Raw genomic sequence first — 12,930 nt, 5'->3', positions numbered from 1 at the left:
CGACATGTCTCGCACGGGCTCCGCTCTCGGCGCGTGCGGGGACTAGGCCGCGTCGAGCCGCGCCCGGACCTCCGGGTCGAGGTCCAGGTCCGCCGCCCCGAGCAGCTCGTCGAGCTGCGCGACGCTGCTCGGCCCGATCACCGGGATCACCGGCACGGGCCCGCCGAGCAGCCACGCGAGCGCGACCTGGTTCGGCGTCGCGCCGACCTGCCGCGCGACGTCGTGCAGCACGCGGCGTCGTTCGAGCGACGTCGGGTGCCCGTAGCCGTCCCACAGCTCCTTGTCGTCACGCACCATGGCACCTTGCAGCAGCGGGGAGTAGGCCGTGACGGCGAGCTGTGGCCGATCGTCGGTGCCCGTCGAGCGCGCGTAGTCGAGCAGCTCGGGCGACGCCCAGTTGTGCCGGTCGGGGTCGGGAGTCGGGTAGAGGTAGCTGAGCTGCTCCTGGACCAGCCCGTAGGGTGCGACCCCCTGCCGCAGCGCCTCCTCGCGCGCCTCGACCACGCGCCACAGCGCGACGTTCGAGATTCCCGAGATCCCGACGGCACCCTCGGCCTGGAGCTTGCCGAACGCCCCGACGGTCTCTGCGAGGGGCGTGTCGAGGTCGTCGACGTGCCCGTAGAGGACGTCGAGCCGGTCGACGCCCAGGTGCCGCAGGCTCTCGTACGCCTCCCACGCGACGGTCTCCGCGCCCAGACCCTGGAAGTTGGTCGGGGGAGTGTTGGACAGGGGCAGGGCGGGGTCCTTCTTGGCCGCGCCGAGCTTGGTCGCGATGCGCACGTGCCCGCGCGCGCCGCGGCTCGTGAGCCAGCGGTTGATCAGGTCCTCGCTGTCGCGGCCGTGGCCGTCCGCCCAATAGCTGTAGTTGTTGGCCGTGTCGAGGAACGTGCCTCCGGCCTCGACGTAGCGGTCGAGGATTGCGAACGACGTCTCCTCGTCCGTCAGCGTGCCCATGTTCATGGTGCCGAGGCACAACGTGCTGACGTCGAACGACGTCCGGCCGTCGCCGAGGGTGCGGTAGCGCATGGTGGTCTCCTGCGAAGAGTGCTGCTGGTTGACGGTCTCCACGCTAGGAGTCGAGCGGCCTGGGTGTACGGTCCATTGGCATGGCACCAGACCAGACCAATTTGTCGCGTGGGCGTGCGGCGAGCCCTCGTCCGCCACGTGCGTCCGGTCCGCCCCGCCCGGGCCCGACGGCGGCGCTCGCCTGGGAGACGGTCCTCGACCTGGGCGCGGGGCCCGGGCCGCTCCACAGGCGGCTCGAGGACGCGGTGCGCGAGGCCGTCCACCTCGGACGCGTCCCGCCCGGTGCCGCCCTGCCCCCGAGCCGCGTGCTCGCCGACACCCTGGGCGTCTCGCGCTGGGTCGTGACCGAGGCCTACGGGCAGCTCGTCGCCGAGGGGTTCCTCGAGTCCCGGACAGGGTCGGGGACCCGGGTGCCGCTCACGGCCCGGACCGACCCACGGGCCGACCCACGGGCCGACCCGCGGAATGACACCGCCGTGCGGGGGGAGGCCGAGCCCTACCCCCTCGCAGGCGGCCCCGGCAGCCTGCGCGACCGGACCGATGCCCGGGCGACCCGTGCTGGGACCCGCGCGACGCCGTCGGGCACGGGAGGACCGCCCGCCCCACGGGCGCGCTACGACCTGGGGCCCGGTGTGCCCGACCTGCGGCACGTACCGCGGGCCGCCTGGGCCCGCGCGCTGCGAGAGGCCCTCGCCGAGGCGCCCGACGCGGACCTCGCGGCCCCCGACCCCACCGGCCATCCCGCGACGCGGGCGGCGCTCGCGGACTACCTCGCCCGCGCCCGGCACGTGCGTGCGGGCGGGGGCGACGTCGTCGTGACGCACGGCGCCGACGACGCCATGCGGCGCGTCGCGGCGGCGCTCCACCGGGCCGGGCACCGGGCCCTGCTCGTCGAGGACCCGAGCTGGTCGCGCCTGCGCGAGACCGCCGCCGCCGCGGGGCTCACGCCCGTGCCGGTCCCGGTCGACGGCGACGGGATCGACGTCGAGGCGCTCCTCGCCGCGGCGGGCCGGACCGGTGCGCGCGCCGTGCTCGTGACCCCCGCCCACCAGTTCCCCACGGGCGCGGCCCTCTCACCCGTGCGGCGCGAGGCGCTCGTGCGCTGGGCGCGCGACGTCGACGGGCTGGTCGTCGAGGACGACTACGACGCCGAGTTCCGCTACGACCGTCGGCCCGTGGCCGCGATGCAGGGACTCGCGCCCGACCGCGTGGTCCTGCTGGGGTCGCTGAGCAAGACGCTGTCGCCGGCGTTCGGGCTCGGGTGGGCGGTGCTGCCGCCGGGATGGCGGGACACCGTGGTCGACCGGGGCGGTGCCGGACCGTCGACGCTCGACCAGCTCGCGCTCGCGCGGTTCGTGACGTCGGGGGCGTACGAGCGGCACCTGCGCGCGGCACGGGGACGGTTCCGACGGCGGCGCGAGGCGCTCGTCGAGGCGCTCGGGAAGGCGCTGCCCGGGACGGTCGTCACGGGGATCGCCGCGGGCATGCACGCCGTCGTCGAGCTGCCGGGCGGCGTCGAGGCCACGGACGTGGTGCGCGACGCGGCGCTGCGCGAGGTCAACGTCGCGGCGATCGAGCGGTACCGGGCGACGGCCGCCGGGCGCGACGGCGGCAGGGACCGGCTCGTCGTCGGGTACGGCAACCTCGCGGACGCGCGTGTCGAGGAGGCCGTGGTGCGGCTCGCGGCGGCGGTGCAGGTGGCGGGGCGGCCCCGCTAGGGCGGGCGGCGCGGGGGCGAGCGGGTCGCGGGCCCGGCCGCGCGCGCCGACTGCGTCGAGCGTGCAGCTCGGGTCGTCTGACGCCGCCCCGGACAGCCCGAGCTGCACACTCGGCGTACCGCGGCGGCGCGCCGGTCAGCGGAAGACGATCGTCCGGTGCCCGTCGAGGAGCACGCGGTGCTCGGCGTGCCAGCGCACGGCCCGCGCGAGCGTGCGGCGCTCGACGTCCTCACCCAGCGCGACCAGGTCCTCGACGGCGCGCGAGTGGTCGACGCGCTCGACGTCCTGCTCGATGATCGGCCCCTCGTCGAGGTCGCCCGTGACGTAGTGCGACGTGGCGCCGATGAGCTTGACGCCGCGGTCGTGCGCCTGCGCGTAGGGGCGGGCGCCCTTGAAGCTGGGCAGGAACGAGTGGTGGATGTTGATGACCTGGCCCGACAGGTCGCGGCACAGGTCGTCCGACAGGATCTGCATGTAGCGCGCGAGGACGACGAGCTCGACGTCGAGCTCGGCCACGAGGTCGCGCAGGCGGTCCTCGGCGGCGGCCTTGGTGTCGCGAGTGACAGGAACGTGGTGGAACGGCTTACCGTAGAACGCGGCGATGTCCTCGAGGTCGCGGTGGTTGCCCACGACGCCCACGACCTCGATCGGCATGCCCTGCGAGCGCTCGCGGTAGAGCAGGTCGACGAGGCAGTGCGCGGCCTTGGAGACCATGACGAGCGTGCGCACGCGGCGCCCGACCACGTCGAGGTTCCATGTCATGTCGAACGCCTCGATCACGGGGGCCAGGGCGCTCTCGAGCTCGTCGCGCGACGCGGTCGACTCGACCTGGACGCGCATGAAGAACAGCCCGGACAGCGGGTCGCCGAACTGCTGCGACTCGGTGATGTTGCCGCCGTGCTCGGCGAGCGTCCCCGTGACGGCGTGCACGATCCCCGGACCGTCCGGGCAGGACAGCGTGAGGACCCAGTGGGTCGGCGTGGACGCGTGGGGCGCGCCGGAGGCGGGAACGTTCGGGAGAGAGGTGCTGGACACGGTCCCAGGGTAGCCGCGCCGCTGCGCGACCAGCGGCTCCGTCCGGGCCGTGCCCGGCCGAGTCCCGGTCGGTGCCCCGCTTTCACCCGGGTCCCGGATCTGGCCCCGTGCGCCCGGCCCACGCAGCGGCACGACCTGGCCAGGCCGCGCCCGCCACGGACGAAAGCCGCGCATCACCCGTTTCCGGTCAGAGCCGTCGGTCAATTGGCAACAAAGTTGCCTTCCATTGTGCAGTGCGCAACGGAGGGTGCCACGACGTGGACCGCGCCGCGAACGGGTGCATAACCTCCCGGAACCGGCGTCACCGACGACGCCGGCCCCCGAGTCGATGACGGAGTCGATATGAAGAAGTCCCGCCTGGCGGCGTTCGGCGTCGCCGCCGTGCTGGCCCTGACGGCCTGCGCCCCCACCCAGTCCACGATCACCGAGGCCGAGAACGACGAGAGCACGGGGACGCTGCGCGTCTGGCTCTTCGCCGAGGTCAACCAGGACCCCAAGGCCGCGGTGGTCGACGAGGCGGTGGCCGAGTTCGAGGCCGAGCACGACGGTGTCGAGGTCGACGTCCAGTACATCCCCGTCGACACCCGTGCCGAGCGCTTCAACGCCGCGTTCAACGACCCGGCCTCGGCCCCCGACGTCGCCGAGTTCGGCAACACCGACATCGCGGCCTACGTCGCCGCGGGCGGTCTCGCGGACGTGACCAAGGAGGTCGCGGCCTGGGACGAGTCGGGCGACCTGACCCCCTCGATCGCCGCCACGACCGAGATCGACGGTGCGACCTACGGGGTCCCGTGGTTCATCGGGGTCCGCGCGCTCTACTACCGCACGGACGTCTTCTCCGAGCTGGGCCTCTCCGTCCCCACGACGCTCGCCGAGATCGAGACCGCGGCGCGCGCGATCCGGGCCGCCAAGCCCGAGATGGTCGGTATCGCGGCGGGCGGCGCGTACCAGTACGCGGCCATGCCGTTCCTGTGGGCGGGCGGGGGAGAGCTCGCGACCCAGGGCCCCGACGGTGCGTACACCTCGGCGCTCACCACGCCCGAGTCCCGCGCGGGCGTCACGGCGTACACGAACCTCCTTGCCGACGACATCTGCCCCTCGGCCCTGTGCGCCGAGTGGACCGGCAGCGCGAGCGTCCAGCAGTTCGTCGCGGGCACGGCGGGCATGGTCGTGGGCGGCGACTTCAACCGCAAGGCCGTCGACGAGTCGGCCGTGGGCGCCACGTACGCGATCGTCCCGCTCCCGGGCGAGAAGGCCGGCGAGATCGCCCCGGCGTTCGCGGGCGGCAACAACCTCGGCGTCTTCAAGAGCACCGAGCGCAAGTCCCTCGCGGTCGACTTCATGACGCTCCTGGGCGGGAAGAAGTACCAGGAGAAGATGTTCGACGCGATGGGCAACCTGCCCACGTTCACCGACGTCCAGGAGAAGGTCGCGGCGGCGACGCCCGCGATCGAGCCCTTCACCGAGACCCTCGCGGCGGGCACCGAGTTCGTCCCCTCGACCCCGGCGTGGACCCAGATCGACGCCCAGGGCGACATCAAGACCATGCTCCAGACCGTCGCGACGAAGCAGGCCACGGTCGAGCAGGCCACCGAGACCGCGGCCGCCGCGATGGACAAGGCGTTCTCCGAGGCCCCCTGATGACCTCGCTCACCACCGCACCGGGGGCGGGCAGCACGTCCGCCCGCCCCCCGCGCCCCGCGCGTCGCTCCCGGACCGGGACCTCCCGGCTCGAACCGTGGGTCTACCTGCTGCCCGCCGCCGCGATCCTCGTCGGCCTGCTCGGGTACCCGCTCTACCAGCTCGTCGTCACGTCGTTCTACGACTACCGCCAGGCCAACGTCACGGGCGGGGCACCCCTCGAGTTCCTGGGTCTCGGCAACTACGCCCAGCTCTTCGGGGACGCGAAGTTCTGGACGGTCCTGCTCAACACGACGGTCTTCGCGGCCGGTTGCGTCGTCGCGACCCTCGCGCTCGGCTCGGCGCTCGCGGTCCTCGCGACCCGGGTCAGCCGGTGGGTGCGCTCGGTCCTGTTCCTCGCGGCGCTCGGCGCGTGGGCCACGCCCGCGATGACGGGCTCCGCGGTCTGGCTCTTCCTGTTCGACCCGACGCTCGGGCTCGTCAACAAGACGCTCGTCAACGTCGGCCTGTCGGGCTTCGCGGGGCACTCGTGGACGGCCGAGAAGTGGCCGGCGTTCGCGCTCGTGGGCGCCGAGGTCGTGTGGTGCTCGTTCCCGTTCGTGCTGGTCACGGTCTACGCGGGCATCCTCGCGATCCCGAGCGAGCTGCTCGAGGCCGCTCGCCTCGACGGGGCGTCGATGCCGCGCATCGCGCGCTCGATCATGGTCCCGATGCTGCGCCCGATCATCATCATCGTGACGATCCAGTCGATCATCTGGGACTTCAAGGTGTTCACGCAGATCTACGTCATGACGAACGGCGGCGGGATCGGCGGGCAGAACCTCGTCCTCAACGTGTACTCCTACCAGCAGGCGTTCGCGTCCAACCTGTACGGGCTCGGGTCGGCGATCGGCGTCGTCATGACGCTCCTGCTGCTCGGGGTCACGCTCGTCTACCTGCGCCTGCTGCGCCGATCAGGGGAGGTCCTGTGAGCACCAGCATCACCGCCGGCATGCCCGACGCCGGAGCGTCCGTCGGGCGTGGCACCTCACCGTCCGCCGTGCGGGGCACGGGCTCCCCGGACGCCGAGGTGACCACCGCGCGGGGCGGGACGGGCGCGGCGGGTGCGCGGCGCCGTCGGGCATGGAAGAACCCCGGCTCGAACGCCGTGGCGTTGCTGGTCGCGCTCGTCGTCGCGTTCCCGCTGTACTGGATGGTCCTGTCGGCCCTGCGGCCCCAGGCCGCGATCGACGCGGGCGACGCGACGCTGTTCACGACGGACCTCACGCTCGACTCGTTCGTGCGGGTCCTGACGGTCAACGACTTCGGGCGGTTCTTCCTCAACTCTCTCGTCGTCGCCCTGGCGGTGGTGGTCCTCTCGACGATCTGCGCGTTCCTCGCGTCGGTCGCGCTCACGCGCTACCGGTTCCGCAGTCGTACGACGCTGCTCGTGATCGTGCTGATCGCGCAGATGGTGCCCATCGAGGCCCTGACGATCCCGCTGTTCTTCCTGTTCCGGAACATGGGGGCGAGCGTCCCCGCGATCGGTCTCAACCAGCTCGGCTCGCTCGTGCTGGTGCACCTCGCGTTCTCGATCCCGTTCGCGATCTGGATGCTGCGCGGCTTCGTCGCGGCCGTCCCGGTCGAGCTCGAGGAGGCCGCGCGGATCGACGGGGCCAAGAGCTTCCGGTTCGTGCGCTCGATCCTGTTCCCGCTCGTGTTCCCGGGCGTGGTCGCGGTCAGCGTGTTCTCGTTCATCTCGACGTGGAACGACTTCCTGTTCGCCAAGACGTTCATCATCTCGGCGCAGGAGAACCAGACGCTGCCCCTCGCGATCCTCACGTTCTTCAAGGACGACCAGAACGACTGGGGCGCGATCATGGCGGGCTCGGTCATCATGACGGTGCCCGTGCTGATCTTCTTCGTGCTCGTGCAGCGTCACCTGGTGTCCGGGCTGGCGGGGGCGGTGAAGGGCTAGGTGAGACGGTCACCATTCCACCCGCGGACGCGCACCGCGAGGCGGTCCGTTTCTGACACGATGGGACCATGACCGACACGCCGATGACCATGGACCTCGTCACGGACGAGCACGCGGGGGAGCTCCTCACGCTCCGCCGGGCAGCGTTCGTCACCGAGGCGCAGCTCTACGGGGACCCGAACATCCCGCCGCTCACGCAGACGCTCGCCGAGCTCAAGGCGGACCTCGCGACCAAGGGCGTCATCACGCTCGGCGCGTGGCAGGGTCCGCGCCTGGTGGGGTCCGTGCGCGTGGAGATCGAGGGCGGCAAGGCCACGCTCGGCCGGCTCGCGGTGGCCCCGGACCTCCAGGGCCGCGGCATCGGCACGCAGATGCTGTTCGCGGTCCTGCCGCACCTGCCCGAGGAGACCACGGAGATCTGGGTCTTCACGGGCAAGGACTCCAAGCAGAACCTGGAGCTGTACACGCGCCACGGCTACGAGGAGCAGTACGACAAGGCTGCGGGCGACCTCACGTACACGTACCTGCGCCGCATCCTGGGCGAGGCCGAGGCGCGCAACGCGAGCGACGCCCAGGGCTGAGCCCGTCCGCCCGCGAGCGAGGCGCGTCTCCCGTGCGGGGGGCGCGCCTCGCTCGCGTCTACGGCTCGCCCCACGCGTAGGCCCGGACGTGGTCGACGAGCATGCGCGCGGGCAGCGGCGTGCTCTCGTCGGGCGGGCCGGGCCAGTCGCCGCCGACCGCGAGGTTGAGGAGCAGGAAGAACGGGTCGTCGAAGACCCACGGGTCACCGCCTGTGTCGGCGGGCGTCCTGCGCGAGTACTCGACGCCGTCGACGTACCAGGTGATCGCGTCCGGGGCCCAGTCGACCGTGAAGGTGTGGAAGTCGTCGGCGACCTCCTCCCCGCCGGGGAGCGTGTACGACGCGTGGATCGCGTCCGCCCCCGAGTACCCGGGTCCGTGCAGGCTGCCCCACACCGTGCCGGGCTCCTGGCCGACGTTCTCCATGACGTCGAGCTCGCCGCTCGCAGGCCACGGCTCGGTGGTGAAGATGTCCTGGCCCAGCATCCAGAACGCGGGCCAGGTGCCCTGGCCGCCGGGGACCTTGATGCGTGCCTCGAAGCGCCCGTACTGCTGGGTGAAGCGGTCCGCGGTGATGAGCCGTGCGGAGGTGTACTCGCAGCGCCCGTAGTGGCACCACAGGTCGCCGGGGTTCTCCCGGCGGGCCGTGACGACGAGGTGGCCCTCGCCGTCGGTCGAGGCGGTGCTCGGGCTGTCCGTGTAGTACTGCAGCTCGCCGTTGCCCCACCCGCTGCCGCCCGTCTCGAGGCGCCAGCGCGAGGGGTCGGGCGGGGCGCCGGCGGCGCCGTCGAACTCGTCGGCCCAGGTCAGCGGCCCGGGCGGGGGCCCCATGTGGGGCGCCCCGGGCCCGGACGCAGGCGGCCCGACGGCGGCGGCCGCCAAGGTGGCGAGGCCCACCACGACGATCACGGCGGCGACGAGGACGCCCGGGCGAGGTGTGCGACGCGGGGCCCGGCGCAGGGTCGATCGCATGTCACTCCTCGCAGGTCGAGACGTCCTCGGCGTAGCGCAGCCACGACGGGAGGTCGGTGACGAACGCGTCGCGGACGTCGGCGGCGCCCGCGGCCCGCCAGTCGACCTCGTCGTCGATCTCGATCTCGTACTTGTCCCACTCGAACCAGTTGACCATCTTGAGCTGCGGGAACCGTTCGTGGGTCTCGGACGAGAACACCTGCCGCCACCAGGCCCGCTTGATGTCGAGCTCGGCGGCCCCGCCGCGCGACGGCGTGTAGATCGCGGCGGTCTCGGGGACGGCCACGGGATGGTCGTGCTCGACGCCGTACACCGTGTAGAAGTCCGGCACCGCGGCGTCGTCCCCGGCCGTGCCCACGTACGTGCCCGTGAGCATCGCGAGGAACTTGCCGTCCTCGGGGACCTCGTTGTTGCCCCACGGGCGCTGGTTGCCCCAGTGGTAGAGCGAGACCCCGACCCAGTCCACGGCGTCGTCCCCCGGGAAGTAGGGCAGGTAGCTGTCGTCGGTCATGGTGAGCGTGCCGTCGCCGTCGGTGTCGAGCGCCGCGTAGTCGGCGGACCCCGGCAGCGCCGCGAACTGGCCGCCCGTGAACGGGTACCCGCCGCCGTAGTTGGGTGCCCACATCATGGCCGTGCCCGGCGCCTCGGCGTGGACCGCGGCCGCGACCCGACGGAACGTCTCGACGTACGCCGTCGGCTGCTGGCCCCACGCGTACCAGGACCCGTTCATCTCGTGCGCGAACCGCAGCACGACCGCGACCCCCTGCTCGTTGACGTCCCGCAGGTCGTCGGCGAGCGTCGCGACCACCTCGTCGGACATGGCCGCGAGGCCCGCGTGCGGTTCGAGCGTCAGGAGCAGCACGCCCCCGTTGGCCTTCATCTGGGTGACCGCGCTGACCGTGTGCTCCCACGTCTCGCGGTCGTAGGGGACGTCGGAGAACTGGACCGCGACCGCCGGGGCGTGGTCGAGGTAGGTCCGGTGCTCCTCGAGGGTCTCCGACGCCCAGTCGAGGTTGACGCCGAGCAGCGTGCCGTCGTCGGGCACGATGCTCGCCGCCTCCGCGGTGCACGCCGCGGCCACGGGAGCCTCCGGGGTGGCGGGCGGACCGGCCACGGCGAACCCCGCGCCCACCGCGCCGACCCCCAGCATCATGACCACGAGCGGCGTCACGAGGCCGGGCCGGCGGCGACGGCCGCCCGAACCCGGGAGGTAGAACGCCATCAGGAGGCCCGGGACGCGAGGAGACCCCGCGCCTCGTCGTGGCCGCCGTAGATGCGGGTGACCGCGTCGAGCCGCAGCGCCGTGAACGCGTGCTGCAGCGCGGCCGAGGCGCCGAAGATCCGCAGGTCCCCGCCGCGAGACCGGGCCACGCGCAGCAGGTCGAGCAGACCCGCGACGCCCGACGGCGAGACGCCGTCGACCCCCGAGACGTCGAGCAGGACGAGGACCGGACCGTCGGCCACGGCCGACGAGACGGGCTCACGGAGGGACAGGACGGCGGCGGCGTCGAGCCGCCCGCCGGACGGGAGGTCGATGCTCGTGACGGGGTGGGTCAGGGTGAGGTCGGGTGCGGTGACGAAGGTGGCCATGGCGAGCTCCTGGGGACGTGGCGGACGGTGAGGTCGAGCGGGACTTCCGTCGGGTCGAACGTGGTCGGGAGTGCGTCGTCGCCGTCGAGCACGTCGCCCACGGCCTGGGCCGCGAGGAGTGCGACGGACGGGGGGACGGGGTCCACGACGGTGTCGCCGGGCCCCGTGTACCGCGCAGCGCGCAGCGCGGCGGACAGGAGGGCCAGGTCGACCGCGACCCAGCCCAGGGTCAGGAACGTGGCCGGCGCCGAGGCCTCGCCCGCGAGCATGCGGGCCACCCCGACCGCCGAGGCCACGAGCAGGACCACGGTCACGACGACCTGCGGCAGCACGTGCCGGTAGCCCGTGCCCGTCGCCTGCTTGGTCTTGGACGTGACCGAGAACGCGACGTGTCGGCCGAGGAACACCGCGGAGGCCCCCGAGAGCGTGGCCGCGATCCACGTGGGGAACAGCGCGAACGACATCTGCTGCCCGCGCCACAGCCCGCGGCTGCCCTTGCCGGAGACCTGGAAGAGGAGCTGGCAGGCGACGAAGAACGGCAGGAAGTGCAGGAAGAACAGCGCCGGGTCCGCATGCAGCGGGAAGACGCCGAGCGTCAGGAAGAGCACGGGGGCCGCGAGGTAGACCAGGGCCGCGAACCCGCTCAGGTAGCTCGTCATGGTGCCCAGGTACATGAGCCGCTGGGCGAGCGAGAGCCCGCGGACCAGGAGCGGGTTGTCCCGGAAGAAGACCTGCATCGACCCCGTGGCCCAGCGCAGGCGCTGCGACAGCGCCGTGCCGACGTCCTCGGGCGCGAGCCCGTGCACCAGCACCTCGTGGTGGTAGACGCTCGTCCACCCCATCGCGTGCAGGTGCATCGCCGTGGCCATGTCCTCGGTGATCGTGGTCGTGTCGAGCGGGTTGATCGTCAGGGCCTGGTCCGTGCGGGCCACGTCGACCCGCTCGAGGACCCCGTCGAGCTCGGCGAGCAGCTCGCCCGCCACGTCCTCGGGCAGGGGCGGGGACTCCTGGGACACCAGGGCCCCTGGGGACGCCTCGGCCGGTACGGCCCCGGGCGCCTGGACCAGTGCCGAGGTGAAGGCTGATCGCAGCTCCGAGGTGATCTCGGCGAGCACGTCGCCGCGCCGGAACTGCCCCTCGGCCCGGCGCACCGCGGCCAGCGCCTGCTCGGCCACGGGCATCGCCGCGGGCTCGCGCACCGCGAGCTGGCTCAGGAGGTCCTGGAGCCGCGACCGGCCCGCCCGGAGCGCGGCGCGCATCGCGCCGCGCGCGTCCCGCGAGAACCGGGTCAGCCCCAGCGCCATGAGCGCCTCGCGCCGCAGCACCGCGTTCGACCCGCAGAAGAATGCCGCGCCCCAGCCGTCCTTGCCCTGCTGGATCGGGCCGTAGAACAGCTCGGCCTGCGTGCCCAGCGGGTCGCTCGGCGGCACGTTCCAGAAGTGCTGCGGCGTCTGGACGAACGCGACCTCCTCGTCCTCGAAGTAGCCCAGCACCCGGTCCAGGAAGCGCGGTTCCGGGACCTGGTCGGCGTCGAGGATCGCGACGAGGTCGCCGCTCGTACGGAACAGCGCGTTGTTGACGTTGCCCGCCTTCGCGAACCGGGGCCGCCCCTCCCACTCGGGACCGCGCGTGACGTACCCGACGCCCACGCGGGACGCCGCGACCTCGAGCTCGGGCCGGTTGCCGTCGTCGAGGATCCACGTCGCGTGCGGGTACGTCATGTCGCGCGCCGCGATCGCGGTCCGCAGGACCAGGTCCACGGGCTCGTTGTACGTCGTGACGAACACGTCGACGCTCAGGCCCTCGGGGGCCGGGGGAGCCGGGGACCGGCGCCTCGCGTTCCACATGGTCAGCGAGTACAGGACGGTCTCGCCCAGGCTGTACGTCTCCGCCAGGACCAGGGGGACAGCGATCCACCAGGCGTCCCACGCCACGGTCCCCGTCCAGCGCCATCCGATGTACACGAGGCCGAAAGCCACCGCGACCACGGCCAGGAGCCGTACCGCGGCCAGTCTGCTGCTACCCATGCGTTCTCCTCCGTCGGACGACGAGAGACGGCAAGTCGGGACCGGGACGTCGAGCGGCGAGAAGGTCGGCGCGCGGCGGCTCGAGAGCGGCGGCGGCGATGACGTCGGGACGGGCAGCGACACCCCTGCGTGCCGGTCACGACGACGGGCGGTCCGGTCGAGCGGGACCCCCGGTGGTGTCGTGCCTCGAATGTAGAGCGGGTGAAGTTCGCAGCGGAAGCGGTGGGGGCGGCGGTCTGCGAGGTTCGTCCGGTCTGTGCTCACATCTCCACAGGCCGGCAACCCGGCGGTAACGCTGGGTCACGCGGGCCCACGTCCTGTTCACCGCGCCGACACGTCGGGGCGCTCGCGGACCAGAGCCTTCCCTCGCGGGCGCGGCCTGCCG

Annotated in this window: 11 protein-coding genes; 5 read left to right on the top strand and 6 right to left on the bottom strand. The window is 72.9% G+C overall.

The window, feature by feature from the left end:
* Positions 1–42: 42 nt before the first annotated feature.
* The gene (locus tag H9652_RS07850; RefSeq protein WP_318244038.1) at positions 43–1,068 is read right to left on the bottom strand and encodes an aldo/keto reductase; all 1,026 of its coding nucleotides are present in this window, start codon (positions 1,066–1,068) and stop codon (positions 43–45) included.
* 38 nt (positions 1,069–1,106) lie between these two features.
* On the opposite strand from H9652_RS07850, the gene pdxR reads away from it, so the two are divergent.
* Positions 1,107–2,744, top strand: coding sequence for a MocR-like pyridoxine biosynthesis transcription factor PdxR (gene pdxR / locus H9652_RS07845; RefSeq protein WP_191795756.1), 1,638 nt, complete (start codon positions 1,107–1,109; stop codon positions 2,742–2,744).
* A 135-nt stretch (positions 2,745–2,879) separates the two neighbouring features.
* On the opposite strand, the gene purU is transcribed toward pdxR, so the two are convergent.
* The gene (purU, locus tag H9652_RS07840; RefSeq protein ID WP_191795755.1) at positions 2,880–3,779 is read right to left on the bottom strand and encodes a formyltetrahydrofolate deformylase; all 900 of its coding nucleotides are present in this window, start codon (positions 3,777–3,779) and stop codon (positions 2,880–2,882) included.
* Positions 3,780–4,121: 342 nt separating this feature from the next.
* Between purU and H9652_RS07835 the strand changes: the two genes are divergently transcribed.
* The 4 genes from H9652_RS07835 to H9652_RS07820 all read left to right on the top strand — a co-directional run bounded on the left by H9652_RS07835 (position 4,122) and on the right by H9652_RS07820 (position 7,958).
* A complete protein-coding gene (locus H9652_RS07835) occupies positions 4,122–5,420 on the top strand; it encodes an extracellular solute-binding protein (RefSeq protein ID WP_191795754.1) in 1,299 nt (432 codons plus the stop codon).
* A complete protein-coding gene (locus tag H9652_RS07830) occupies positions 5,420–6,391 on the top strand; it encodes a carbohydrate ABC transporter permease (protein ID WP_191795753.1) in 972 nt (323 codons plus the stop codon). The genes H9652_RS07835 and H9652_RS07830 overlap by 1 nt, the downstream gene beginning before the upstream one ends.
* Positions 6,388–7,377, top strand: a complete 990-nt coding sequence (locus H9652_RS07825) for a carbohydrate ABC transporter permease (protein ID WP_318244037.1) — start codon at positions 6,388–6,390, stop codon at positions 7,375–7,377. Before H9652_RS07830 ends, H9652_RS07825 begins: the two co-directional genes overlap by 4 nt.
* Positions 7,378–7,445: 68 nt before the next feature.
* Positions 7,446–7,958, top strand: a complete 513-nt coding sequence (locus H9652_RS07820) for a GNAT family N-acetyltransferase (RefSeq protein ID WP_191795752.1) — start codon at positions 7,446–7,448, stop codon at positions 7,956–7,958.
* A gap of 58 nt (positions 7,959–8,016) precedes the next feature.
* Here H9652_RS07820 and H9652_RS07815 read toward each other — a convergent pair whose 3' ends face one another.
* The 4 genes from H9652_RS07815 to H9652_RS07800 are packed head-to-tail and all read right to left on the bottom strand — an operon-like array spanning position 8,017 to position 12,545.
* Positions 8,017–8,928 carry a glycoside hydrolase family 16 protein gene (locus H9652_RS07815; protein ID WP_191795751.1) on the bottom strand — a complete coding sequence of 304 codons (912 nt, stop codon included), beginning with the start codon at positions 8,926–8,928 and terminating at the stop codon, positions 8,017–8,019.
* Between the two features lies 1 nt (position 8,929).
* The gene (locus H9652_RS07810; RefSeq protein ID WP_225227912.1) at positions 8,930–10,150 is read right to left on the bottom strand and encodes a glycoside hydrolase family 26 protein; all 1,221 of its coding nucleotides are present in this window, start codon (positions 10,148–10,150) and stop codon (positions 8,930–8,932) included.
* Positions 10,150–10,518, bottom strand: coding sequence for an STAS domain-containing protein (locus tag H9652_RS07805; protein ID WP_191795750.1), 369 nt, complete (start codon positions 10,516–10,518; stop codon positions 10,150–10,152). Before H9652_RS07805 ends, H9652_RS07810 begins: the two co-directional genes overlap by 1 nt.
* Positions 10,482–12,545 carry a glycosyltransferase family 2 protein gene (locus H9652_RS07800; RefSeq protein WP_191795749.1) on the bottom strand — a complete coding sequence of 688 codons (2,064 nt, stop codon included), beginning with the start codon at positions 12,543–12,545 and terminating at the stop codon, positions 10,482–10,484. The genes H9652_RS07805 and H9652_RS07800 overlap by 37 nt, the downstream gene beginning before the upstream one ends.
* Positions 12,546–12,930: the final 385 nt, after the last annotated feature.

The sequence above is a fragment of the Oerskovia rustica genome (assembly GCF_014836555.1).
GTDB classification, from domain to species: Bacteria; Actinomycetota; Actinomycetes; order Actinomycetales; family Cellulomonadaceae; genus Oerskovia; species Oerskovia rustica.
The sequence above is the reverse complement of the archived record's forward strand: the minus strand, read 5'-3'. Positions and strand labels throughout refer to the sequence as shown.

Excerpts from the sequence above, each read along its gene's own strand:
- H9652_RS07800 (WP_191795749.1), bottom strand. The coding sequence starts at position 12,545 with ATGGGTAGCAGCAGACTGGCCGCGGTACGGCTCCTGGCCGTGGTCGCG.
- H9652_RS07815 (WP_191795751.1), bottom strand. The coding sequence starts at position 8,928 with ATGCGATCGACCCTGCGCCGGGCCCCGCGTCGCACACCTCGCCCGGGC.
- H9652_RS07835 (WP_191795754.1), top strand. The coding sequence starts at position 4,122 with ATGAAGAAGTCCCGCCTGGCGGCGTTCGGCGTCGCCGCCGTGCTGGCC.
- pdxR (WP_191795756.1), top strand. The coding sequence starts at position 1,107 with ATGGCACCAGACCAGACCAATTTGTCGCGTGGGCGTGCGGCGAGCCCT.
- H9652_RS07805 (WP_191795750.1), bottom strand. The coding sequence starts at position 10,518 with ATGGCCACCTTCGTCACCGCACCCGACCTCACCCTGACCCACCCCGTC.
- H9652_RS07820 (WP_191795752.1), top strand. The coding sequence starts at position 7,446 with ATGACCGACACGCCGATGACCATGGACCTCGTCACGGACGAGCACGCG.
- H9652_RS07830 (WP_191795753.1), top strand. The coding sequence starts at position 5,420 with ATGACCTCGCTCACCACCGCACCGGGGGCGGGCAGCACGTCCGCCCGC.
- H9652_RS07810 (WP_225227912.1), bottom strand. The coding sequence starts at position 10,150 with ATGGCGTTCTACCTCCCGGGTTCGGGCGGCCGTCGCCGCCGGCCCGGC.